The organism is Winogradskyella ludwigii (genome assembly GCF_013403985.1).
GTDB lineage: Bacteria > Bacteroidota > Bacteroidia > Flavobacteriales > Flavobacteriaceae > Winogradskyella > Winogradskyella ludwigii.
In genome coordinates, this window is sequence record NZ_JABFDF010000004.1 from 1 (window position 1) to 24,607 (window position 24,607).

A 24,607-nucleotide genomic window follows, 5' to 3' on the forward strand; every position below is an offset into this window, starting at 1 on the left:
GAAACCAATAATAAACACATCAAAACCACTGATGTCAGTTCGAGTGTCCCGACCCTTTTGTCGGGATGTATCGAGAAACCCACAAAACAATACTATAGTGAAAAAACACCAATCTAGTGTTACACCACAACGCCTTCTTTGTCTTCAACAACAGATACTCCCCAATTTGCAATAGATTGAATAACCGGAATAAGCGTTTTTCCCAAATCGGTTAACGAATATTCTACTTTTAAAGGAGGCTTTGTAGTATATACTTTTCGTTTTACAATACCATCTTCTTCCAAAGTCTTTAATTGTAAGCTTAAGGTGCGCTCTGTAACTTTAGGCATTTCTTTTCTTAATTCATTATACCGAAGTGTACCGTCTATTAAATGATACAAAATAACCGTCTTCCATTTACCTCCAATAATGCCCATAGTTAAACTTGCGCAACACGGGTAGTCTTTTCCTTTATAGTGATACATCATACAGTTAAAAAATTATAGCAGTCATAGTTCTGCGAGCACAAAGATATAGTACTATACTAAATTACACAACTATACTTTTTATAGTAAATTATTTAATTTACAAAACCTTGTAATACAAATACTTATCTAACAAATTTTATACTATCCTTTTTGACCGTTATTGTAAGAAACTAAAACTATACATACTTTTGTCACTATACTTTTAATAGTATAAATTATAAAAACAATTAATCAAGCTAATACTATAGAATTATGAATACACCTAACATTGCCAAAGCAGACATATTAAACGCTTTTAATTTCAGACATGCGACTAAGGAATTTGATGCCACAAAAAAAGTATCAGATGAGGATATGAAATTCATCTTAGAAACCGCACATTTATCACCGAGTTCATTTGGGTTTGAACCTTGGCACTTTATTGTGGTTCAAGACAAAGAATTACGCGAACTATTAAAACCTGTAGCTTGGGGAGCTCCTTTAAAATTAGATACAGCAAGCCATTTTGTTCTGGGTTTAAGTATGAAAGCACCAATGGTAAAACACGATTCAGAATATATTATGCACATGATGAAAGACGTCAAACAATTACCACAAGAGGTTATTGAGATGTACTCAACATTTTACAGACAGTTTCAAGAGCGTGATTTTGATTTAGATACCGACAAAAAGTTATTCGATTGGTCGTCTAAACAAACCTATATTGCTTTGGGTAATATGATGACTGCTGCAGCGTTAATAGGTATAGACTCTTGTCCTATTGAAGGGTTCCACCAAGAAAAAGCAGAAGCCTTATTAAAAGAGAAGTTCGGAGTAGACACAGATAAATACGGCTTATCATTTATGACAGCTTTTGGGTACAGAAAAGCAGATCCAGAACATGGAAAATCAAGACGAAACTTTGAAGATATTGTAACATTTAAGTAAGCAATTCCATCTAAAAAACACAAAACATGAAAGCCATAGGATATAAAGAGAATCTTCCAATAGAAGACGTTAAATCATTACAAGACATAGAATTAAACACACCAAAAGCAACAGGTAGAGATATATTAGTAGACATAAAAGCTATTTCTGTAAACCCTGTAGATTACAAAGTCCGCGCAGGTATGCCAGTAGAAGGTGACGATTGGAAAGTAATTGGTTGGGATGCAACCGGAATAGTAAAAGAAGTAGGCGAGGACGTATCTTTATTTAAAGTTGGTGACGAAGTTTGGTATGCTGGTGATTTTACACGTCAAGGCAGTTATGCCGAATACCAAATAGTAGATGAGCGCATTGTGGGTAAAAAACCATCAAGTTTATCTTATGCTGAAGCTGCGGCCTTACCCTTAACTTCACTTACAGCTTACGAACTATTGTTTGATAGATTACAAGTCGCAACCGATGATACTAGTAAATCCATTTTAGTCATTGGTGCCGCTGGAGGTGTGGGTTCTATTTTAGTGCAATTAGCAAAAAAGCTTACTAAACTAAATATTATTGCTACAGCGTCTCGCGAAGAAACCACAACCTGGTTAAAGGACTTAGGTGCAGATGCTGTTATAAATCACAGACATAAATTAAGCGAAGAGTTTGAAAAACACAACCTTCCGGCTCCAGAATATGTGGTGAGTTTAAATGCCACAGAACAGCATGCCGATGACATTGTAAAACTGATAAAACCACAAGGTAAATTCGGATTTATTGACGATCCAAAAGCGTTCAACGTGATGCCTTTTAAATCAAAAGCAGTGTCTACGCATATCGAGTTTATGTTTACACGTTCTATGTTTCAAACCGAAGATATGATGGAGCAACACAACATTTTAAATAAAGTGGCTGAGTTGATTGATAACGGAACCATCAAAACCACTTTAGGTGAAAACTTCGGAATTATCAATGCAGAAAATCTTCGTAAAGCGCATGCATTCCTAGAAACAGGAAAAGCAAAGGGTAAAATTGTTTTAGAAGGGTTTTAATCTTTTTAGAAAGTATCCTATAAAAAATAATTGTCACTTCGAGTGCATTTCGAGGTACGAGAAATTAGTATCGAGAAGCTTATTAATTGTTATGGTTCTCGATACATCCCGACGAAAAAGTCGGGACACTCGAACTGACGAAAACAACTAATAAAAAAAGCAAACCTTATGAATCTAGAACAAAATAAGCAAAATGCCATTGCCTTTTATAAAATGGCTTACGAAGGGAATCCTAAAAAAGCGATAGAACTTTATGTAGGTGATAAATATATTCAGCATAACCCAGCAGTTGCAAACGGGACACAAGGTTTTATTGATTATTTTGAACGTATGCAAACGGAATTTCCTAATAAGTCCATAAACTTTGTACGCAGTATTGCTGAAGGCGATTTAGTCTCCTTACACACGCATCAAATTTGGCCCGATAATGACCAATATATCACCATGGATTTTTTCAGGTGCGATGACAACGGAAAAATAGTTGAGCATTGGGACGCTATCCAACAGATTCCTAAAACAGCAGCGAATGAAAATACGATGTATTAAATTTTGGAAAAATTAAGATAGTCCATACTACTAGCACACTTTACTAGAGCCATAAAGTTAAAAATTAAGCTATATGATCAGTTCTAGTATCCCAACCATTACCACAATAACACATCAAAAACCCTAATATCAGTTCGAGTGTCCCGACCATTTTTCGTAAGAATGTATCGAGAACGAAATAAATAGCATTTTTGAATTGCAATGTTGGAAGTGTTAATGAAAATAGTAATACCAATTAAAATCTGTCATTCCTGCGAAGGCAGGAATCCACTATATCAAATTAAAACCAATAACAAACACTTCAAAACCGTTGACGTCAGTTCGAGTGTCCCGACTTTTTCGTTGGGATGTATCGAGAACGAAATAAATAGCATTTTTAAATTGCAATGATAAAAGTATTAATGAAAATAGTAATACCAATGAAAATCTGTCATTCCTGCGAAGGCAGGAATCCACTAAATCAAATTAAAACCAATAACAAACACTTCAAAACCGTTGACGTAAGTTCGAGTGTCCCGACCTTTTCGTCGGGATGTATCGAGAACGAAATAAATAGCATTTTTAAATTGCAATGTTAAAAGTGTTAATGAAAATAGTATTACCAATGAAAATCTGTCATTCCTGCGAAGGCAGGAATCCACTAAATCAAATTGAAACCAATAACAAACACCTCAAAACCATTAACGTCAGTTCGAGTGTCCCGACCTTTTCGTTGGGATGTATCGAGAACCAACTAAATAGCATTTTTAAATTGCAATGTTAGAAGTATTAATGAAAATAGTATTACCAATGAAAATCTGTCATTCCTGCGAAGGCAGGAATCCACTAAATCAAATAGAAACCAATAATAAACACATCAAAACCACTGATGTCAGTTCGAGTGTCCCGACCCTTTTGTCGGGATGTATCGAGAACCTCACAAAACAATAGGCAATCTAACAAACACCTCAAAACCGCTGACGTCAGTTCGAGTGTCCCGATCATTTTTCTTAAGAATGTATCGAGAACGAAATAAATAGCATTCATAAATTGCAATGTTAGAAGTGTTAATTAAAATAGTATCACGAATGTAAATCTGTCATTCCTGCGAAGGCAGGAATCCACTATATCAGACTGATATCTAATTATAAAATAAAGTAGTCGGTTACGGCATAATAAACACTACTAACACATTAAAAATTGAATCCAATATGCCTACAAAAGGCATCATCTTTAGTGATGGTATAGAATCCGATTTTTTAAATTTCAATTCTGGTAGTATTGTAGAGATTGGATTAGCTGATGAGAAAGCTAATTTGGTGATTTAACGTTTTAGTTTTTAAAGTAATAAAAAAAGTAAATGTGTACGTTTCTGTTTGTGTTGAATAATTTTATTCAAACTAGTAATCAAACATTTAATACGGTTTAACTCAAAATAATTCCTACAAAAAATACTATATTTAAATTCTCCTTATAATTAACTAATTAGCTTTTAACTTTAGTTTTAAGTTTCTTGTATTATTAATATAATATTAAAAATAAATATGTCTAAAATACATACACTTAAAATCAATAATTTTAGAGGAATAGAATCCTTTGAACAAGTATTTGGATTAAATGATTTTGTTTGCATTATAGGTCGTGGTGACTCTGGAAAAAGTACAATATTAGAAGCTATTTCTTATGTTCTAAATCCTAATTGGAATTTAACTATAAAAGATACTGATTTTCATAATTGTGATATTTTAAAATCTATAGAAATTGAAGCTTCTTTATATGACTTACCAAAAAAATTAATCCAAGAAAGTAAATTTGGATTGTATATAAGAGGATTAGATAAAACTAATGATACTATTAAGGATGAAATCGAAGATGATTTGGAGATTATTTTAACCTTAAAACTATTGGTTGACAAAAGTTTACAACCAAAATGGTATATAATAAATGATAGACAAGATCCAATAGAAATTTCTTCCTCAGAAAGAAGTAGTTTAAATATGTTTCAAATTTCTGATTATATAGATAATCATTTTTCCTGGGATAAAAGAAGTCCATTAAAAGCCCTATTTAAATTAGACGAAGAAGAGAGTAGCATTGCTGATGTTTTAATCGAATCAATGAGAAATGTAAAGTATGAATTAGATCAAAAAGATTTTAGAGAATTCGAAAACGTTTTAAAAAAGATTATTACTAGTTCTAAAACTTTTGGAATTGATATTTCGAAAGTTTCTACAAATTTAGATTTAAAGAATATTTCATTATCTGAAGGTAGATTTTCATTACATGATGATAATGTTCCTTTTAGATTAAAGGGAAAAGGTTCAAAAAGGTTAATTTCTATCGCGATTCAAGCAGAACTAGCTAAATCTGGAGGGATTGTTTTAATCGATGAAATTGAACAGGGTCTAGAGCCTGATAGAGCACAGCATCTTGCTAAAACATTAAAATTAGAAAATACTGGCCAGGTTTTTATTACTACACATTCAAGAGATGTTATAGTTGAACTTGACGTGGATAATCTATATAAAATAATTAAAAAAGAAAAAAACTTAAGGAAGCTTAAAGAGTCCATGCAAGGTACAGTTAGAAAAAATCCTGAAGCTTTTTTCTCTGATAAAGTTGTTGTTTGTGAGGGTGCTACAGAAGTAGGTTTTTGTAGAGCTTTAAATAATAAAAGACTCTTGGGTGGAGAAGATAATATTTCGCTTAAAGGAGTTCGATTAGTTGATGGAACAGGTTCCGCATTTATTAATTATTGCAAAGATTTTGTAGAATGCGGTTATGAAGTTTGTGCATTCTGCGATTCTGATGATACAAATATTAATGATAAGAAGCAAGGGTTGAAAGATATTGGTGTTACTATTATTGATTGTGAAGATGAAAATGCTATAGAAAACCAAATGTTTAAGGAATTGCCCTGGAATGCGATTCAAGAAATGGTGTCTTATGCAATTGAATTAAAAACACTAAGTAGTATAAAAGATAGTGTTGACGCAAAATTTATTGAGATTTATAAGGGAGAGCCTAATTCATGGATTATAGCTGAGGATCCAAAAATGCGAATTGTTTTGGGAAAAGTTGCATTAAAAAAAGAATGGTTTAAAAGAATGGATCATGGCGAAAAGATTGGAAGTATTTTATTCAATTATATTGATAAAATAGGTAAAACTCATATTGGAAAACAAGTTACTAAACTCTCAAATTGGATAGATAATGTTTGATGTTCAGAATTTTGTTTCAAAACAAAAAAGCTTGCTTATTGCACCAGCTGGATATGGTAAGACACATACTATTTCCGAATCTTTAAAAAAAACAACAGGGAGGCAATTAATTTTAAAACATACTCATGCTGGAGTTTCATCAATAAAAGAAAAATTAAAAAAAGCTCAAATAGCCAGTCATAATTTTAATGTTGAAACTATTACTAGTTTTGCTCAAAAATATGTTCTATCATTTTATATAAATAAAGATGAAATCCCTGAGTAAGAAGATTCAAATGCTTATTATCCATTTATAATTAAAGAAGCTGTAAATATCATTAAGTTAAAACCAATTACTAAGGTGATTTCTTCAACGTATAGCGGTTTGTTTGTAGATGAGTATCAAGATTGTACAATTGAACAACATAAATTAATTCTTGCTCTTTCCGGTTTATTACCAACAAGAATTCTTGGAGATCATTTACAAGGAATATTTGATTTTAATAATGGTAATCTTGTAGATTTTAATCATAAATCAATGAAAGAATTCAAAACTAATCTTTTTGAATTAGAGATTCCATGGAGATGGTACAACAATAGCAGAAAAGATCTTGGTGATGATTTAAAAGCAATAAGAGAAAAATTATTAAATAAAGAAGTTATAGACTTAAGAGATTATAAATCCATTGAAACTAATATTTTCAAAGAAAATGAGTTGACAGATTACAGACCAAATAGATATTCTAAATTAATGTGGAAAGTTATTAATAAGAATAATAATCCTTTATTAATACATCCAGATTCGACATCTATTCATCCAAGGCTTTATATAATAAAAAAATTCAATAATAGTTTTTCATTATTGGAGTCGATTGACAATAAAGATTTTTATAAATTTTCTAAAGAAATAGATGGAGCAGATACTGATAATATTGCTTCGATAGTTTTTAAATTTTCTCTTTCAGTTTTTAAGAAAACAGAATTAAAAAAATGGCTAAATAAAAATGGCGCTATATCGAAAAGAGGAGAAGAAGATAAAGCAAGAATAGAGCAGTTGAAAACAAACTTTGAAGCTTTGAAAAACGATAAGTCATTTCTAATTATTTCAGATTCTTTGGAAATAATTAAAAACTCATTAAAAATTACTTGCTATAGAAAAGAGTTGTTAAAGTCAATGATTGATGCATTATACCAGGCTCATATTAATGATATAACAGTGTATGAAGCAATGGTAGACAAGAGAAATAAGATTCGTAGAATGGGTAGAAATATTTATGGGAATTGTATAGGAACTACACTTCTAACTAAAGGGTTAGAGTTTGATACAGTTGTAATTTTAAATGCTAATAATTTTAAAAGCCCAAAACATCTTTATGTAGCTTTGACGAGAGCATCTAAAAGACTAGTTGTTATAACGACTAATCCAATTTTGAATCCATATTGAATGTAAATAATCCGTATAAAACATGATTAATGCTTAATATGAAACATGATTAATGCTTAACTTTATTATTTCAACAAACACTAATGCCTAAAAAACAAAAAACAGCAAACCATCCTTTTGAGCATCGCAACCAACAAATCTACTTCTAATACTACAGAAATAGGTCAGTGAATTGTGTATGCTTTATGGCATTACTAATAAAGCTTCTTACAATAAATAATTGTTAGTTTAGATAATTTTATTTATATTCGCTGAAACCTCTAAATCTATAGAGGTTTTTTTGACCTTATAAAATAGGTATAGTTTTAGTAATCCATTAAAATTATTAAAAATGGAATTATTGAGTTTTTATTTCAACTATTTACACCTTTTAAATATAAAAGGATTAAGAATTTGGATTGGAAAAACGGGAGTTTATATAAAACTCGGTGGTAACGGTCGTAAAGGTCGCACGATCATTTATCAACAACATTAAAAACATTTAAAAGCACCTTATATAAGGTGCTTTTTAATTTTATATAATTCCATCATTACAGCCAAATATACTACAACACGTTACTAAATGTTTGTTTCCAAAATAATATACCTCCTTAATTTTTTTTTTCTTTTTTAACAAGAAAAAAAGACATAATAAGCTCTTAAGTTTCATAATTAAAACAAATATTCCTTACTAAACACCATAACATTCCTTCAACTTATCAAACAAATACATAGAATTAGTAATGCCAACAACTTCAGTAACTTATTTTTAGAAGGAAATTAATATAACCCATAACAAAATTTCACACCAAACCACTAATAACATTAAAAACATTCTTTTAATTTCGCACTTTACAAACGCTGCATAAATTGAGAAGCTTGCTAGAAAAACAACCACAATTACCACAAGAACAGATTACAGACACAGATTACTTTATTTATTGCTTAGAAGGAGTAGATGATGTAGACGCCAACACGGTAACCGAAGCACAACAAAACTTAGAGCAATTGGCCTTAAACTATGGCATAGCAAGCATCTATAAAACCTGCGACACCATTGAAGGCCTAGAAGATAGCCTAAACGCACTGGTACTAGATGATCATAACTTTAAGGATTATGAAATCATCTATTTGGTGATTAGGGGAGAAGCCAATAATATATGTTTAAATGACTACTACTATAGTTTACAAGAAATTGCAGAACTTTTTGAAGGCCGATTAGACGGTAAGATTTTACATTTCTCAAATGCCAAAATTCTCGATTTAGACGAAGAAGAAGCTCAATACTTTTTAGATATTACGGGAGCAAAAGCGATTTCTGGCTATGGTCATGCCTATAATGGCATAGCGAGCACAAAACTAGATGAAGCTTTCTTTAATTTATTTAAAGAAGATGATGATATGTTTGCGGTTGTAGAAGAGTTGCACCAAAGACATTATAACGTTTGCCAATTACTAGATTTTAGATTGTATTATTAAACGCTCCTCCTAAACACCATAACGTTCCTTCAACTTATCAAACAAATACGTGGTATTAGTAATGCCAACAGCTTCTGCAATTTGTTTTTTAGAAGCAAAAGGATCTTCGGCTCTTAAATTTCGGGCTTTCTCTAAACGGGCTTCTTGTATTAATTGGTTCACCGTTTGTCCTAGTAAACTTTTAACCTTGCGGTTCAGTGTACTTCTAGACACCTTCATATAATCTGCAATAGCATCTACAGTAAGCAGTGGTGAGTTGATGTTTTTGTTGATGTAAGACGTAATCTTAAGATTAAATTTATCTGCATAGGCATTTAAGTTTTGCAGCACTTCAGGAGCGTTAGCGTTATCAAATTCAACAATATTTCTATAAAGCGCAATAGAGTTTTTTACATTAATTAAAAGTTCCTCTTCCATAAAGGGTTTTTGTAAATAGCCATCAATCCCTAAACGTAGCATCGATAATTTCCCTTGCTGGTCGGTCCGTGCCGTAAGCACTAAAATAGGAGTTTTGTCCTGTTGCTGTTTTAATTGTTTGACTAACGTTTCGCCATCCATAACAGGCATCATATAATCCGTTAAAATTAGATCGAAACTGTTAGTTTTAAGAATTTCAAGGGCTTCTTTTCCGTTTTCGGCTTCTGTGATCTCATAATGATGCAAAACCTTGGTTAAGTACTTCCGCATTTGTTCATGATCATCGACAACAAGGATGCTTTGTCTGTTGGTTTTTAAAGAAGGCTTTGGTGCTGCTGTAAGGCTAGTGTTAGCATCGTCAATAACATCAAAAGGTGCAACAGAGGTTGTGTTAGTCCCAGAATTCACAAAAGGTTTAGGAATAGAAATGCTAAAGCAAGTACCACTGCCAAAACTACTTTCTACAGCTATAGCAAATTGATGCGCACCAATAATACTTTTTGTAAAAGCCAAACCAATACCGCTACCTTGACTTTTGGTAATATCATTCTTCACCTGATAAAAGCGTTTAAAAATCGCTTCACGTTCTTCTTTAGGGATACCAATACCAGAATCTATAACATTAATGGTAATTCCTTCATTCTTAAAAGACGTATGTATAGCAACGCTGCCGTGATTAGGCGTAAATTTTAGGGCATTGCTCAGTAAGTTGGTTATGGCTTTAGAAAATAGGTCTTCATCTATTAAAATAGTGGTTTTTAACGTGTTGTTATTAAAGGTAAAGTCGATGTTTTTTTTAACAAAAAGACTTTGAAAATTAATGACATGTTTTTCTAAAAAAGAGTGAACATCAACTGGCATACGATGAAGCTGAAATTCATTGCTATCCATCTTGCTCAAATCCATAATACTATTAATAATAGTTTGCATTTGAAGGCACTGCTCTTTTATAATCGCTGTTTTTTGTTGGTTTTCTTTATCAGAAGCTTTAAAGTCTAATTGATTGGTATACCCTTGAATTAAGGTTAAAGGTGTACGTATTTCATGAGATAGGTTCACGAAAAAGTGCGATTTAAATGCATTCAACTCACGCAATTCGGCTTCCTGCTCTTCTAAAATCATCTTATCAGAGAGCACTTTATCGCGTTCTAAGGCTAATAGCTTTTCGCTTTTTAGATTGCTTTCTTTAAAATAACTGACCAAAAGATGGATCACTAGAAAAACACATAAGGTTTCTAATACCAGTAGCCGATCAACATATGCTATGGGATAAACCACATAAAAATAATAAGGCGCTAAAAACAACAAGAAACTGACGGCTAACACAATGTATGATGAACTTTTCTTTGTAAAAAGAGTAAGAGCAATAGGAGAGGAGAGTAATAAATAATATTCTAGATAATGACCTGGTGTCATGACTAGAGATTCAAGCGTATTACTAATCATAAAAACACTTATAAAAAGTAAGCGTGCCCATTTAAAATGGTGATGCTTATTAATAAAGAGTATAATGAGTAAGGCGTTAAGGATAAAGAATAGCGTAAAAAAGGATGTGGCGTCAAAAAAAGAAAACCTAATAACACGTTCTTTAATAACCTCTAGTAGTAGACCTACAATCATTTCTATAGAATAAAAAAATAGAATTAAATGAATCCAAATTAAACAAAAGGTATTGAGTAAACGTATGCGTTTATTTAAGCTAATAGAATAACGCGCTTGGGTTCCTAAACTAATAACACTTTCATACTTTTTCTTCATATCACGACTAAATATCACCTAAACAAATTGCAGAGGCATGAGCTAAAAACAAGCAACTTAAACCATACCGTTTAGGTAGGCTTTAATTGTAAATATATCTTTTTTTGGGACAATGAATTGGGCATAAATGCATTTTGACTCAAATAGTTGGTTTTTGACTCAAATAGTCAGCGTATGGCTCGAATAGTGGTTTTGTGAATGATGTAAACACCTGTTGCCTAATAGATTTGCATCAAACAAAATAAAACAAACAAAACAAATTAAAATGAAACAAATGAACAAAACAAAACAGGTAATCTTAGGTATGCTATTAGTAATGACTACAGGATTACAAGCACAAAATGGTTTTTTTGATAACATTTCTGAAGAAGATCAATACCATGGTTATCTAGAAATGTCTGAATCAGAGAATGGCTTTTTTAAGGCAAAAAGTAGAAATGCTGTAGTTAAATTTAAAATAGACTATTTACCAACAGGCGAAGGTTACAAATTAGAAGCTACTGTAGACGAAGGCACAGATATAGGAAAAACTTATTTTTCAATTGATGCTTCTGGTAAAGGAAACAGCTGTGTAGGTTATCCGTATGAATCAGTATTAAGCAAGAAGCAAGGTCAACTTTCATATATCTCTATTGATAATTATGTGTTTTTTGTTGAAGGACTTTCAAAAGACAAAACTTCTTTTAAGTCGCTTCTTGAGGTTTATATTAAAGTAGGATCAAAATCTGAAAAGGAAAAAACCAAAAATAAGAAAAAGCCAAAAAAGAAAAATTCATTTATGGCAAAAATGAAAGCACTAAAGAACCAAGCAAAAGCAGCAGCTGGTAATTTTGGTCCTGAATATAAGGAATTTGAAACCAAGAACATAAGGGAAATGATTACAAATTATTTGGTGGCAATGAAAGCAAAACAAGAGGGTAGAACTGCAAAGCAAAAACAATCGGATAACAACGTAGCAAATATAGAAGTCGTAAGAAAAGCGGCAAGAGATGCAGAACGCGCAGAAGCTAAAAGATACAACGATTCTGTAATGGCAACGCCAGAATGGAAAGACTTAGAGCGAAGAAAAAAACAAAACGAAGCTAATTATCAAAGTCGTCAAAAGGTAGATGTGGTAACCTTACGTAATACAAGCGGAAGCACTATTTATGTGGCACGTAGTGGAAGCAAAAACAGAGGTACAAAAATTAGTGCAGGTGGTTCTGCATCATGGAGTTGTGGGCAAGACGCTTATATACAGGTCAATGGTACAACCACCAATACCAAAGTGTATAGTTCAAATTCTGGTTGTGGTGATACCGTTACTGTAAGATAAAAACAAGAGTCCTACTATTAACTTTTAATAGTAGGACTCCATTAAATTCATTTACACATAGCAATTTATTCCTTACGCAACTTAGACTGGAAGCAATTCCTAGATGGCAAATACTGCCAAACAAATAGCGTAACTGATCAATAACAAACCCCAAAAACAATAAAAATGAAAAACAAATTACTTTTATTATTCGTACTCATAGCAACATTTGGCTATGCACAAAACGTAACCATTCCAGATGCTAATTTTAAAACCTATTTAGTAGGTAACACAGCAATAAACACCAATGGAGATTCAGAAATACAAGTAAGTGAAGCAACTGCTTTTACAGGAGCAATAGGTCTTTATAATCTTGGTATTTCAGATTTAACAGGTATTGAAGCTTTTACTGCTTTAACACAATTAGAGTGTATTACCAGCCAATTAACAAGTTTAGACCTTTCTGCTAATACAGCTTTAACAACTATAGATTTACGAAATAACCAATTAACGAGTATAAACCTTCCTTCTAGCACTGCTTTAACAGAATTAAATTGTGGTGAAAACCAAATAACGAGTTTAGATGTTTCGGCTAACACGGCTTTAACTGAATTAAGTTGTTATACTAACCAATTAACGAGTTTAGACGTTTCAAGTAATACAGCTTTAACAGAACTTGATTTTGATACAAACCCAATAACAAGTATAGATGTTTCGGCTAATACTGCTTTAGTAAGGTTAGCTATTAGTAGAACCCAATTAACCAGTATAGATGTTTCTACTAACACCGCTTTAGAGGACTTTTTTGCTACTGATTGCCAATTAACGAGTTTAGACGTTTCTGCGCAACCAAATTTAGTATTATTATGGTGTAATAAGAACCAAATAACAAGTTTAAATATAGCCAATGGAAATAATGCAAATATGACCTCTTTTTATGCTACAGATAATACGGCGTTAACGTGTATTGAGGTAGATGCTGCTATTGTAGGTACATCGCCAACGGATTGGTATAAAGATGCTGGGGCAACGTATAACGCAAGTTGTACAACTTGTACCGTAAACATACCAGACGCAAATTTTAAAGCGTATTTAGTAGCTAACACAGCAATAAACACCAACGGAGATACAGAAATACAATGTAGTGAAGCGACTGCTTTTTCTGGAATAATAAACTGTACAAATCTAAATATAAGCGACTTAACAGGTATAGAGGCATTTACTGCTTTAACAGAATTGTATTGTAATTCTAACCAATTAACAAGTTTAGATGTTTCGTCTAACACTAGTTTACAATATTTATTCTGTGGTTTTAACCAATTAACAAGTTTAGATGTTTCTTCTAATACTGATTTAATATCTATAGATTGTAGAAGTAACCAATTAACAAGTTTAGATGGTTCTGTTAGCACCGCTTTAACGCAATTAAAATGTCAAGATAACCAATTAACGAGCTTATATGTTGCTAACAATACTGCTTTAATAAATTTTGAGTGCTATAATAATAGCATAACGAGTTTAGATCTTTCTGCAAATACAGCGTTGACATCAATTACAAGCTATGCTAATAATTTAGCAAGTTTGAATATTGCCAATGGTTTTAATACAAACTTGACATTTTTATCTACGGGTAATAATCCTTCTTTAACATGTATTCAAGTAGATGCTAATATCGCAGGTACATCACCAAATAATTGGTATAAAGATGCCGCTGCAAGTTACAGTGATGACTGTACACCTTGTACGATAAACATACCAGACGCAAACTTTAAAGCTGCATTAGTAGGCGACACAGCAATAAATACCAACGGTGATACAGAAATACAGTGTAGCGAAGCAACGGATGCCATAGGTACTATTTATGCTGATAATGATAATATTTCGGATTTAACAGGTATTGAAGCATTTACAAATATTACAGCATTATATTGTTATGATAATAATTTAACGAGTTTAGATGTGTCTGCTAACATGTTCTTAATTGATTTATTTTGTGATAATAACAATTTAACAAGTCTGAATATTGCTAATGGTAATAATGCAAACATGATAAATTTTGATGCAACTAGTAATGCTGCATTAACTTGTATTCAAGTAGATGCTGGTTTTACTCCAAACTCAGCTGGTTGGCAAAAAGATGCTACTGCAAGTTATAGTGATAATTGTGCTTCATTAAGCGTAGGTGAATTGAGTTTAGATACCGTTTCTATATACCCAAATCCAGCTACGTCGGTATTACATATAGAAATGACTCAGAGCATAAAACAAGTAACCATTTATTCTATGTTAGGTAAAGCAATAGTAAGCACTCAAAGTAATACTGTTGATGTATCTGGCTTATCTAATGGATTATTTTTAATTAAAATTGAAGATGAAAACGGAAGTGTTTTAACTGAACGATTCCTTAAAAATTAAAAAATAGTGTTTTGTTTTTTTTATCTCGTAGGTCTATCATAGGCTTGCGAGATTTTTTTTGTTTACACACATTTTGGTATCACAGTAATTAACAGCGTCCTCTTCGTTTTAAATTCAAAGTCAACCTATATAACCATATAACAATTCTGTTTGAGGAATATCCGTTTTAGGCACTAAACCAACACAACAACATCTTTAGGCATTAAGATTTATATTCTAATCCTTATTTTTGTAAAAACAGAACCTATCTTAATGTTCAAATACATTCAGAAACATGCCATTTTATCCATTTCTGTGGCCATCATTTTCAGCTGTACCATACTAGTCTTTTTTGCTACCGAAACAAGTTATAACGTTATTGATAAAGCGTCATTATGGGTGCGCAATTATTTTGGATATTTCTATCTCTACTTAGGGTTTGCTTGTGTTTTAGCGGTATTGGCAATAGCATGTTCGCGTTATGGAAACATCAAACTAGGCAAACCATCCGCCAAACCTGAATATTCCCTTTGGGCTTGGACGGCCATGCTATATAGTGCAGGTATGGGATCTGGCATTTTGTTACGTGCCGTGCAAGAGCCTGTTTTTATGCAACAGAATCCGCCTTATGCGTCTAATTTACCAGCAAATACCTTAGCATTAGAGTTTACGTTTTATCAATGGGGATTAACTGCTTGGGCCTTTTATGGCCTTTTTGCCTTAATTATTGCTTATGGCTTATACATAAGAAATAAGAAAGTGAGTATTAGTGCCACCATAGAGGATCATATAAAAAGTAATACGGCCAGAAATGCAGTAGATATCATTACCATTATTACAACTATTTTTGGCCTAATTGCGGCCATAGGCTTGGGAACTACGCAAATAAAAGGCGGTATTAATCATATAATGGGAGCTGACTTCGGGTTAACTGCAACCATCTTACTTTGTGTACTCATTTCTGCTGTAGCCTGTTATTCGGCTTGGCAAGGCGTAAACAAAGGAATTCAAATATTTTCTAAATTAAATATCATAACCACGTTGGCGATCCTAATATTTGTATTTGTCACTAGCGATATGAGTGCTATCCTAACGGCATTTGCCACAGCGACGTTTCATTATATCATAGACTTTATACCAATGAGCCTGGCCATTGGAAACTATAATCCTGGAACAGAGTTTTTAACAGGTTGGACGTTCTATTATTGGGCATTTTGGTTGGCTTGGGCACCTTTTACAGGTATTTTTATTGCACGTATTTCAAAAGGACGTACAATACGACAATTGCTATTAGGAGTCTTAATTATTCCTTGCTTAGGAACCTTCTTTTGGTTTTCTGTGTTTGGCACCGCTGCTTTTAATTTAATTGAAGAATGGGGAGTCTACAACAATGAATTCGGTAACGTATTTTCTTCCATATTTACCTTTTTTGAGCACTATCCTTATGCCACCTTTTTAAACATAACATCCGTTATCTTATTAATCAGTTTTTTAATCACTTCTGTAGATTCTGCCGTATTTGTTTTAAGTATGTTTACGGATAATGGCGCTAAAAACCCAAGCAAAACGCACCGCGTCATTTGGTCTATTTTCATTTTATTAGCCACAATAGCTTTAGTGTTATTAGGTAATGTAAAAGCGAATATTAATGTTTTAGAAGCCGTGCAGCGACTGTTAATTATAACCTCATTACCATTTGCCTTTTTTATCATCATTATGCTAGGCTATTTTATTAAAGACCTTAGAAAAAGCAAGATCGAAAAATGCAAATAACACAACGTTTAGCTGTTAGTTTTTTACTTTTTATGCGATTAATAAATAAACGATTTAAGGGATAACGATATGGATCTATGTAATCAAACCGACTTATTTTCTACAGGTGAAATTCGTAAAACAACTTTTGATTTACCTGGAGCTGAGGTAACTTTATTTGAAAACTTTTTCACCGTAAATGAAAGTAATAGACTTTACAATAGTTTGCTAAAAAATACCATATGGGAACAAGACGCAATGACGATTTATGGTAAACGAGTTAATTTACCCAGATTAACCGCTTGGTATGGAGATACAGCTAAAACAGTATCTTATGCCAATAACAACCGTAAAATAAGTCCTTGGAATACCGATTTGATAGAAATTAAAGAACGGATAGAAAAGGAGGTTAACATCAAATTTACACGCTGTTTGCTAAATTACTACAGAGATGGAAAAGATAGTGTAGACTGGCATCAAGATTATGAAGAAAGTCAACGTGAAAATACAGTGATTGGATCCGTTACCTTTGGAGCCACAAGACCTTTCCAACTAAAGCATGCAACGCGTAACGATTTAAAACGAATTTCTATTCCATTGGTTCATGGAAGTTTACTACTAATGCAAGGGGCTACGCAAGAGAACTGGAAGCACAAAATACCTAAAACAACAAAACAAATTCAACCTAGAATTAACCTGACTTTTAGATGGATCAAGTAAACTAACGATACAAACCCAATCATCATAATGAAAAACAGAGTTCCAATGTTTAGCCCGGCCTCATATCATTTTGGCGAAAACGATAGCTATCAAAATGCAATTATCCTGTGGATGATTGTATTTGGATACAACACGTTACGGAAATGTTCATTTCAAATTAGATTTAACTAAAACATTTTGTTTCTGTAATCATAAAAAACACCTACTAGATATCTTTAATTATGAGTGTTTCAAGACAAAAGATATTAAAAATACATTTTACAATCACACACCTAAAACTCTAACTTTAAACAAATTAACAGCATCAGATAACTTTTTTTTACTAACTTTAAACCCATAACCAACACAAAATCAAATGCCTAAACAAGAAGGCATATTCAAATTCAAAGGCACATTACAAGGCCGATGCTATTACCAACTCAATGGAGAATATGTGGTGCGTAAAGCCGTAGGCCCATCTAGAGAACGTATTAATACAGATCCTGCCTTTGTAAACGTGAAGGCGAATAACCAAGAGTTCACAGCTGCAGCCCAACTATCTAAAGCCATAAGACGAGGCTTAGGAGCTACAGGTAAAGCATTTCAAGATACATATATGGCAAGCCGATTAACGGGCCGTTGCCGTAAAGTCATCCAAAAGGGGAGTGGTGCCCTTGGAGAACGAGAGGTCAATCTGTTTAATAATCCGAACGCTATAATCGGGTTTCCACTAAAAAAAGACCTTCCATTTCAGCAAATCTATACCGCAAAAGCAGTGGTGAATTCAAACACCAACCGCAGCATCATCACAATCAATATCCCTAAAAGCGAACAGCTTAACCACAACCAAACTCCAGAAAACGCGACACATTCTCAATTAATAGCAGCCTTAAGTACCGTTTCAAATAGCATATGGCAATCCTATAAAAATGAATACATTACAGAAGATTCAAACAATAACGCATTAGGTGCCGTTGTACAAAGTCAACCGTTATTATGTAAAATAGACCATCACAATATAAGTCTGCAATTGCAACATCCAAATACAAATAACACGCCAACAAATGTGGCACATACCATCTGGTTAGGCATCACATATCTAAAACAGCAGCATAACGCGTTGGAGAGGTTAAAAACAACTCAAGCAATGGCATGTATCGCAGTGATCTAAATAAAAGAAATTAAGTCGGAGTATCGGTGGTAATTAAACTTTCCAAAGCATAATACAAACGGTTTTTGGCATTCGCCTGAGAACCAAATACAGAACGAAACACCGTTCCATCCTTAGCAAGCAACACCCATTGCGGAGTCCCTTCAGACGCAAACTGATCATAAACCTGGTGATCACGATCTATATAAATAGGAAAAGCAAGCTCACCACTTGTAAAAATGGCTTTAATAGTAGCTTTTGAGCCAATCCGACCTATAAAATCCGCATGAACACCAACCACTTGTATACTAGGAAATTCCTGCTGAAACTCATAAGCTAAAGGAATCGCACGGCCTGTGCAACCCAAACAATCGTTGTTATAGATAATTAGGAGCAGAATCTTATCCTTATAGAGTTGCATTAAATCTACAGGAACACCGTCCAAATCTAAAACATTAATGTGAGGTATAGAATCAGTCATTGCTAAGTATTTTGGTAAGTATTAATAGGTATTATAGAATAAAATACAGCACAAATTTAAGGACTTAAGACGTTTAAACACTATAATATCAAAATGGCAATGCTAAAAACCCATACAAGCCAAGCATATCAAGCTACGGAACAGTATACCGCAAGCCATTATCAAGGACACCTAATAAGAGGTTCACCCATAGTAACCTCGGGTTAACTCCGTATGAAAGCCGGGTCTGATTCGGGTCAACTTCGGGTAAACGTGCGCCAAATTCCTAATAAAGCAGGAATCTCTAACATAAAACACAACAAACGAACCAAATACCAGCAAACAACACTATTCTAACACAATGTATTTAATGTCCTATAATTTATATTATGTAAAATAGATATTAAAGAAACCATACCCTATAAACAAACTGTTCATATAATAATAAATCCTTATGAAATATAATCGCCTTCTACATAACGATCCGCATACTGTTTGGTAAAATGAGCCCCGTATAATAAGATCAAACACGAATAAGACACCCAAAGCATAATTAAAATAATAGAACCTGCAGCACCATATGTAGATCCAGGTTCCATAGTATTAAAGTACAAAGCCAATAAGTACTTTCCAATAAGAAACATAAAGGTGGTCAATGCGGCGCCTGTACGTACAGATTTCCACGTAATCTTTGCAGATGGCAAGTATTTAAACATCGTCGCAAACAATAAATAAATGAAGCCTACAGAGACTAAAAAGTCTACCACAAACAAATAATCAAATAAATCATCGGGTAAAAACCGATTCAATTGCTTACTAAACGTGCTTAACAATGAGGTTAATACAAAACTTGTCAGTAATAAAAAACCTAGAATTAAAATAAATCCAAAACTCTTAACCCGACTCATTAATGTGGCAACCAAGTTATTCTTGTACGCGGGTTCTTGCTCCCAAATAGTATCTAAAGCAGATTGTAATTGAAAGAACACTCCTGTAGCACCATACAATAAAGTTCCAATACCAATAATCGTTGCAAAGATATTGGTCTTTTCACCACTTTGATTCTCTATCATCGTTCTAATAGCATCTGCGGCATCTGGACCTATAGCTTGCGAAATTTCACCCAGCAATTCACCTTGTACAAGCGCTTCGCCCCAAAAACTTCCTACCACTTTCAGTATAATAATTACCAAAGCAGGTAACGATAATACAGCGTAATAAGCCACAATTGCGCTGCGTTCAAAGGGTGCGCCATTAAACCATGATTGGCCTGCAGCTACTAAAAGCTGTGGTAAATCTTTTATGTGAAACTTTTGTGGTAAGGTCATAGATTGAATTTATAAAAAAAACGTAAAGCCCATAAGGACTTTACGCTTAGATAATGGATTATATATATTAAGCTTCTCCTCTAGCCGGATAATCTTTATTTAACACAAACTTGATCGCTTTAATAACATCAACTAAGTCTGGCCTTGCAAAAGGCATCGTTTGTATGGAAGCACAATACAATTCCTGATTCGGTCTAATAATAAATAAGCCCGGCTCTATAAAAGTATCTGGTTCTTCCTTAATCCCTTTAGAAATAAATAAACCCCAATCTCTAGCGTCTTCTATAGGGAATTCATAACCCAACGGCACATCGCCTATCTCCCATTCTTCAGTGGTCTTTTCAGCTAACGCTTTCGTTTCACTACTGATAGCAATAACATTGACACCGATATCTTTAAAGTCAGATAACTTCGTTTGTAACTCTTCTAAATACGTTTTACAAACCGGACAGTGTAGACCTCTATAAACAATAATCATAGTAAACGCTTCTGGATCTTGTTTGCTCAGTGTCCATTCGGTACCGTTAGTTAAATTAATAGTTAAATCTGGTGTTTTCTGTCTTGGTTTTAACATGTCTTTTTCTTTTTTATGTGATAATTATTTCAATTCCAATAGCGGAATGCTCAAAATTAATCACTGTACATTACTATTCTTATCTCGTATGCAAATTCTATTAATCCGAAAGCTAAATCCTAATAAAACCAACACTCCAAGTCCCCTATTCTTATATACGTTAACAATTATAAGGATACCGTCAATAGCTTTTTATAAAGAATCCCACCTTTGTAATGAATCAAAAAAGAAAGAGAATTATGAAAACGACTGCAGTTAAAAACGACATTACAACTATAAATCCTACCACAGGAAAAAACCTAACATCTTATAATTATATGTCAGATGAAGAGGTTAAAAATACCATCGATAAATCTCACAAAGCATTTTTAGATTGGAAAACAAAGTCTTTTGAAGAGCGCGGAACCATCATTAAAGCCATAGGAAAAGAATTACTTAACTATAAACCTGAGTTGGCAGAACTAATGACTAATGAAATGGGGAAACTCTTAAAACAGAGTCAGCAGGAAGTAGATCTGTGTGCTGGTATTTGTGACTATTCAGCTGATAACGCTTCAGAATTCCTGAAGAATGAAGAACGAGAACTACAGGATGGTAGTAAAGGCATCATTACCTATGCTCCCATTGGTGTTATTTATGGCATACAACCATGGAATTATCCATCATACCAAGTCATTCGCTATACCATCACCAATCTTATGGCAGGAAATAGCATCTTATTAAAACATGCTGCCAATGTTACAGGAACGGCCAAACTATTAGAAACTATTTTTACCACGGCAGGATTACCAAAAGGTTTATTCAGTGTATTATTAATAGATCACGACCAATCTGATTTGGTAATAACGAACAAACAAGTCAGAGGAATTACCTTAACAGGAAGTCCTAAAGCTGGTGAGATTATTGGTGAAAAAGCAGGGAAAGCATTAAAGAAATCAGTCTTAGAATTAGGGAGTAACGATGCTTACATTGTTTTAGAAGATGCTGATATTGAATTAGCAGTGAAAACATCGGTAATGGGAAGAATCTATAACAATGGTGAAACATGTATCGCAGCCAAAAGGTTTGTAGTGGTAGATGCCGTTTACGACCAATTTAAAGAGGCATTTGTGAAAGCGATGAAAGACCTTAAAATGGGAAATCCTATGGATAGCGATACCAAATTAGGACCAATCGCAAGAGAGGATCTTAGAGATACACTACACGAACAGGTAGAAAAAAGTATTGAAAACGGCGCGAAACTATTGTGTGGTGGTAAAATACCAGATGGTGAAGGGTTCTTTTATCCTGCAACTGTTCTAGAAAACGTAAACCCTGGACAACCCGCTTACGATGATGAATTATTCGGACCTGCAGCAGCACTCATAAGAGCTAAAGACGAAAATGATGCCATGCGAATTGCCAACGATAGTCGTTTTGGTCTAGGTGGTGGTATCTTCTCTAAAGACGTAGATCATGCTATAGAACTGGCAGAAAAACATTTTGACACAGGAATGGTCTTTATTAACAAATTTGGTACAGCATATCCTAACATGCCATTTGGTGGTGTAAAAGACTCAGGATTTGGTAGAGAACATGGAGGATTTGGTATGAAAGAGTTTGTAAATGCCAAATCAATTATGATAGGCTAATCATTAAAACGTAACAACTGAATAGCGAATAGCTTTCACATTAAAATAAAGTATAAAAAAAAGCCCATCACATATGTGATGGGCTTTCATAACTGAGGTTAAGCGATATATTAGATAACTTTTACGTTTACTGCATTTAATCCTTTTTTACCTTCTGTAAGATCGAATTCAACGGTATCGCCTTCGCGAATTTCGTCTACTAATCCTGAAATGTGAACAAAATGTTCCTTGTTTGAACCTTCTTCTGTAATAAATCCGAATCCTTTGTCATCGTTGAAGAATTTTACTGTTCCTGTACTCATTGTATTATATTTAATTTATTAATAATACTATATGGTATTCAATAATGATGCCAAAAATTATAATATTGAATTTAATGTCTATCAACGGATATTTCTGTGATGGTATACAAATGAACGTAAAAACAAACACCTTAAACTGATAAGTTTAACAATCAACGCTTTAGCTTATACCTTTGTAATAAGATCTTCCCTCACATCTATTAAATCTAAATATTATGGAAACAAAATTCTCATTGTTTAACCAGATTAATAGTTTATGCTACTGGTTATTAGTCTCAAGCGATTACAGAACGTCAGTGAATCTCAATGCCGAAAACGACACGTATAGTGTATGTATTAAACATTGTGGAATAGAACTCTACTCAAACACTATTAAAGGATTTAGTAAACGAAATGCCACCTTCTTAGAACACGAACTAGATGGTATGGTAGCAGGCTTATTACATTTAAAGCAAAATGTAGAGCAGAAATCGGCATAGGTCAATTTATTAAATAACGTCAGTTCGAGTGGATTTGCCTAAGCAAATTTGTATCGAGAACATTATGAAGTTTAAGCAAGGTTCTCGATACAGATTTCTCTCAAAAAAGAGAAATTCACTCGAACTGACGTAATTGTTTAATTCAATAAAATTATATAATCTAACGTGCTAACTTTCTTAGCGCCACCCATTGTTTCAACATTTCCCTAGAATCTACAGCAGGATAACCTAATACCGTTTTCCCAGCAGCAACATCATTCATAACTCCAGAACCAGCACCAACAGTAGCACCAGAATGAATAGTAGTATGATCTTTTATTGAAGCAGAGCCACCAATAATAACACCATCTCCAAGAGTTACAGAACCAGCAAGTCCAGAACTTCCTGCCATAATACAAGAACGACCAAGTACACAGTTATGTGCTATTTGAACCAAATTATCAATCTTACAACCGTCTCCTAATATAGTAGAACTGAATTTACCACGATCTACACAAGAATTGGCACCAATTTCTACAGCATTTCCTATAACTACGTTTCCAATATGCGGAATTTTAACTAAGCCTCTTCCATCATCACTTGGACGATAGCCAAAACCATCTGCTCCAATACTCACATTATTATGAAAAATACAATGACTTCCAATAACCGAACGCTCTCTAATCACAGTACCAGGCCAAATTGTAGTATGATCACCAATCGTAGTTTCGTCTAAAATAGTTACATTAGGATAAATGGTAACGTTTTCTCCTAAAACCACGTCTTTACCAATATAAGAACCCGCTCCTACTCTACTTCCTGCTCCAATTTTAGCAGACGCATCAATAATAGCAGCAGGATGAATTTCAGTTTCAAAATGAGGTGCTTTTGGTGTAAAAGACTCTAGTAATTTAGCCATGGTTAAATCGGCATTCTTTACTTTAATTAAAACACGGTTTTCACCAGGTTCGATATCTAAATTATCATTAACAATAGCTAAACTCGCTTTTGAATCTTTCCAAAGCGCTGCAAACTTTCGGTTGCCAATAAAGGTCGCCTGATTTTCGGTTGCTTTTTGGATCTGCTCTAATCCTGTAATTTTATGTGTTGTTGTACCTACAACTTCGCCGTTCACAAAGGCGTTAATGTCTTCTATTGAAAATGATATCATTGCTGTAAAATTGTGTGTTTATTAATAGACACACAAGATAATACTAATAATTGAAAATGACGTATGTCGTGGTTTGAAGAATTCTATCAATTTGAATAATTTCTCATCCCTTTTACAGAACATAGTTAATATCGATAGTTGTTTATAATTCAAAAAGTCAGTTC

Annotated in this window: 21 protein-coding genes; 14 read left to right on the forward strand and 7 right to left on the reverse strand. The window is 33.4% G+C overall.

Annotated elements, in window-relative coordinates; genetic code table 11:
• Positions 1-119 precede the first annotated feature (119 nt).
• Positions 120-464 (reverse strand): winged helix-turn-helix transcriptional regulator, encoded by a 345-nt coding sequence (locus tag HM981_RS10500; RefSeq protein WP_179339135.1) that lies wholly within the window; start codon positions 462-464, stop codon positions 120-122.
• 255 nt (positions 465-719) lie between these two features.
• On the opposite strand from HM981_RS10500, the gene HM981_RS10505 reads away from it, so the two are divergent.
• From HM981_RS10505 to HM981_RS10535, 7 genes are all read left to right on the forward strand, one after another.
• Positions 720-1,394: an NAD(P)H-dependent oxidoreductase gene (locus HM981_RS10505; RefSeq protein WP_179338759.1), complete on the forward strand. Its 675-nt coding sequence runs from the start codon at positions 720-722 to the stop codon at positions 1,392-1,394.
• A 26-nt stretch (positions 1,395-1,420) separates the two neighbouring features.
• Complete coding sequence (locus HM981_RS10510; RefSeq protein ID WP_179338760.1) at positions 1,421-2,428, forward strand: zinc-binding alcohol dehydrogenase family protein; 1,008 nt, start codon at positions 1,421-1,423, stop codon at positions 2,426-2,428.
• 168 nt (positions 2,429-2,596) lie between these two features.
• On the forward strand, positions 2,597-2,974 hold the full coding sequence (locus HM981_RS10515) for a nuclear transport factor 2 family protein (protein WP_179338761.1): 378 nt from the start codon (positions 2,597-2,599) through the stop codon (positions 2,972-2,974).
• A 1,523-nt stretch (positions 2,975-4,497) separates the two neighbouring features.
• The gene (locus HM981_RS10520; protein ID WP_179338762.1) at positions 4,498-6,174 is read left to right on the forward strand and encodes an ATP-dependent nuclease; all 1,677 of its coding nucleotides are present in this window, start codon (positions 4,498-4,500) and stop codon (positions 6,172-6,174) included.
• Entirely contained in the window at positions 6,167-6,439 is a 273-nt protein-coding gene (locus HM981_RS10525; RefSeq protein WP_179338763.1) for a DEAD/DEAH box helicase family protein, read from the forward strand. Before HM981_RS10520 ends, HM981_RS10525 begins: the two co-directional genes overlap by 8 nt.
• Before the next feature lie 51 nt (positions 6,440-6,490).
• Positions 6,491-7,597 (forward strand): ATP-binding domain-containing protein, encoded by a 1,107-nt coding sequence (locus HM981_RS17560; RefSeq protein WP_394351710.1) that lies wholly within the window; start codon positions 6,491-6,493, stop codon positions 7,595-7,597.
• Between the two features lie 858 nt (positions 7,598-8,455).
• Positions 8,456-9,055 (forward strand): DUF6642 family protein, encoded by a 600-nt coding sequence (locus HM981_RS10535; RefSeq protein ID WP_179338765.1) that lies wholly within the window; start codon positions 8,456-8,458, stop codon positions 9,053-9,055.
• 9 nt (positions 9,056-9,064) lie between these two features.
• Here the strand turns inward: HM981_RS10535 and HM981_RS10540 are convergent, their stop codons facing one another.
• Positions 9,065-11,230: a response regulator gene (locus HM981_RS10540; protein WP_179338766.1), complete on the reverse strand. Its 2,166-nt coding sequence runs from the start codon at positions 11,228-11,230 to the stop codon at positions 9,065-9,067.
• A gap of 274 nt (positions 11,231-11,504) precedes the next feature.
• On the opposite strand from HM981_RS10540, the gene HM981_RS10545 reads away from it, so the two are divergent.
• The 5 genes from HM981_RS10545 (at position 11,505) to HM981_RS10565 (ending at position 18,540) form a co-directional block, all read left to right on the forward strand.
• Complete coding sequence (locus HM981_RS10545; RefSeq protein WP_179338767.1) at positions 11,505-12,545, forward strand: hypothetical protein; 1,041 nt, start codon at positions 11,505-11,507, stop codon at positions 12,543-12,545.
• Positions 12,546-12,710: 165 nt separating this feature from the next.
• Entirely contained in the window at positions 12,711-14,939 is a 2,229-nt protein-coding gene (locus HM981_RS10550) for a T9SS type A sorting domain-containing protein (RefSeq protein WP_179338768.1), read from the forward strand.
• A 252-nt stretch (positions 14,940-15,191) separates the two neighbouring features.
• A complete protein-coding gene (locus HM981_RS10555) occupies positions 15,192-16,691 on the forward strand; it encodes a BCCT family transporter (protein WP_179338769.1) in 1,500 nt (499 codons plus the stop codon).
• Positions 16,692-16,760: 69 nt separating this feature from the next.
• A complete protein-coding gene (locus tag HM981_RS10560) occupies positions 16,761-17,390 on the forward strand; it encodes an alpha-ketoglutarate-dependent dioxygenase AlkB family protein (protein ID WP_179338770.1) in 630 nt (209 codons plus the stop codon).
• A gap of 355 nt (positions 17,391-17,745) precedes the next feature.
• Complete coding sequence (locus HM981_RS10565; protein ID WP_179338771.1) at positions 17,746-18,540, forward strand: hypothetical protein; 795 nt, start codon at positions 17,746-17,748, stop codon at positions 18,538-18,540.
• 10 nt (positions 18,541-18,550) lie between these two features.
• On the opposite strand, the gene HM981_RS10570 is transcribed toward HM981_RS10565, so the two are convergent.
• From HM981_RS10570 to HM981_RS10580, 3 genes are all read right to left on the reverse strand, one after another.
• Positions 18,551-19,000, reverse strand: a complete 450-nt coding sequence (locus HM981_RS10570) for a TlpA family protein disulfide reductase (protein ID WP_179338772.1) — start codon at positions 18,998-19,000, stop codon at positions 18,551-18,553.
• 431 nt (positions 19,001-19,431) lie between these two features.
• Positions 19,432-20,307: a YihY/virulence factor BrkB family protein gene (locus HM981_RS10575; protein ID WP_179338773.1), complete on the reverse strand. Its 876-nt coding sequence runs from the start codon at positions 20,305-20,307 to the stop codon at positions 19,432-19,434.
• A 67-nt stretch (positions 20,308-20,374) separates the two neighbouring features.
• Entirely contained in the window at positions 20,375-20,881 is a 507-nt protein-coding gene (locus HM981_RS10580; protein WP_179338774.1) for a redoxin domain-containing protein, read from the reverse strand.
• Between the two features lie 239 nt (positions 20,882-21,120).
• Here HM981_RS10580 and HM981_RS10585 point away from each other — a divergent pair, with 239 nt between their 5' ends.
• On the forward strand, positions 21,121-22,512 hold the full coding sequence (locus tag HM981_RS10585; protein ID WP_179338775.1) for an NAD-dependent succinate-semialdehyde dehydrogenase: 1,392 nt from the start codon (positions 21,121-21,123) through the stop codon (positions 22,510-22,512).
• 110 nt (positions 22,513-22,622) lie between these two features.
• Here the strand turns inward: HM981_RS10585 and HM981_RS10590 are convergent, their stop codons facing one another.
• Complete coding sequence (locus HM981_RS10590) at positions 22,623-22,814, reverse strand: cold-shock protein (RefSeq protein WP_179338776.1); 192 nt, start codon at positions 22,812-22,814, stop codon at positions 22,623-22,625.
• A gap of 215 nt (positions 22,815-23,029) precedes the next feature.
• Between HM981_RS10590 and HM981_RS10595 the strand changes: the two genes are divergently transcribed.
• Positions 23,030-23,293 carry a hypothetical protein gene (locus HM981_RS10595; RefSeq protein WP_179338777.1) on the forward strand — a complete coding sequence of 88 codons (264 nt, stop codon included), beginning with the start codon at positions 23,030-23,032 and terminating at the stop codon, positions 23,291-23,293.
• 160 nt (positions 23,294-23,453) lie between these two features.
• Here the strand turns inward: HM981_RS10595 and lpxD are convergent, their stop codons facing one another.
• Entirely contained in the window at positions 23,454-24,443 is a 990-nt protein-coding gene (gene lpxD / locus HM981_RS10600; protein WP_179338778.1) for a UDP-3-O-(3-hydroxymyristoyl)glucosamine N-acyltransferase, read from the reverse strand.
• Positions 24,444-24,607 lie beyond the last annotated feature (164 nt).

Bases quoted from the DNA above. Each gene is read 5' to 3' on its own strand.
- HM981_RS10500 (WP_179339135.1), bottom strand. From the start codon at position 464: ATGTATCACTATAAAGGAAAAGACTACCCGTGTTGCGCAAGTTTAACT.
- HM981_RS10505 (WP_179338759.1), top strand. From the start codon at position 720: ATGAATACACCTAACATTGCCAAAGCAGACATATTAAACGCTTTTAAT.
- HM981_RS10510 (WP_179338760.1), top strand. From the start codon at position 1,421: ATGAAAGCCATAGGATATAAAGAGAATCTTCCAATAGAAGACGTTAAA.
- HM981_RS10515 (WP_179338761.1), top strand. From the start codon at position 2,597: ATGAATCTAGAACAAAATAAGCAAAATGCCATTGCCTTTTATAAAATG.
- HM981_RS10520 (WP_179338762.1), top strand. From the start codon at position 4,498: ATGTCTAAAATACATACACTTAAAATCAATAATTTTAGAGGAATAGAA.
- HM981_RS10525 (WP_179338763.1), top strand. From the start codon at position 6,167: ATGTTTGATGTTCAGAATTTTGTTTCAAAACAAAAAAGCTTGCTTATT.
- HM981_RS10540 (WP_179338766.1), bottom strand. From the start codon at position 11,230: ATGAAGAAAAAGTATGAAAGTGTTATTAGTTTAGGAACCCAAGCGCGT.
- HM981_RS10545 (WP_179338767.1), top strand. From the start codon at position 11,505: ATGAACAAAACAAAACAGGTAATCTTAGGTATGCTATTAGTAATGACT.
- HM981_RS10550 (WP_179338768.1), top strand. From the start codon at position 12,711: ATGAAAAACAAATTACTTTTATTATTCGTACTCATAGCAACATTTGGC.
- HM981_RS10555 (WP_179338769.1), top strand. From the start codon at position 15,192: ATGTTCAAATACATTCAGAAACATGCCATTTTATCCATTTCTGTGGCC.
- HM981_RS10560 (WP_179338770.1), top strand. From the start codon at position 16,761: ATGGATCTATGTAATCAAACCGACTTATTTTCTACAGGTGAAATTCGT.
- HM981_RS10565 (WP_179338771.1), top strand. From the start codon at position 17,746: ATGCCTAAACAAGAAGGCATATTCAAATTCAAAGGCACATTACAAGGC.
- HM981_RS10570 (WP_179338772.1), bottom strand. From the start codon at position 19,000: ATGACTGATTCTATACCTCACATTAATGTTTTAGATTTGGACGGTGTT.
- HM981_RS10575 (WP_179338773.1), bottom strand. From the start codon at position 20,307: ATGACCTTACCACAAAAGTTTCACATAAAAGATTTACCACAGCTTTTA.
- HM981_RS10580 (WP_179338774.1), bottom strand. From the start codon at position 20,881: ATGTTAAAACCAAGACAGAAAACACCAGATTTAACTATTAATTTAACT.
- HM981_RS10585 (WP_179338775.1), top strand. From the start codon at position 21,121: ATGAAAACGACTGCAGTTAAAAACGACATTACAACTATAAATCCTACC.
- HM981_RS10590 (WP_179338776.1), bottom strand. From the start codon at position 22,814: ATGAGTACAGGAACAGTAAAATTCTTCAACGATGACAAAGGATTCGGA.
- HM981_RS10595 (WP_179338777.1), top strand. From the start codon at position 23,030: ATGGAAACAAAATTCTCATTGTTTAACCAGATTAATAGTTTATGCTAC.
- lpxD (WP_179338778.1), bottom strand. From the start codon at position 24,443: ATGATATCATTTTCAATAGAAGACATTAACGCCTTTGTGAACGGCGAA.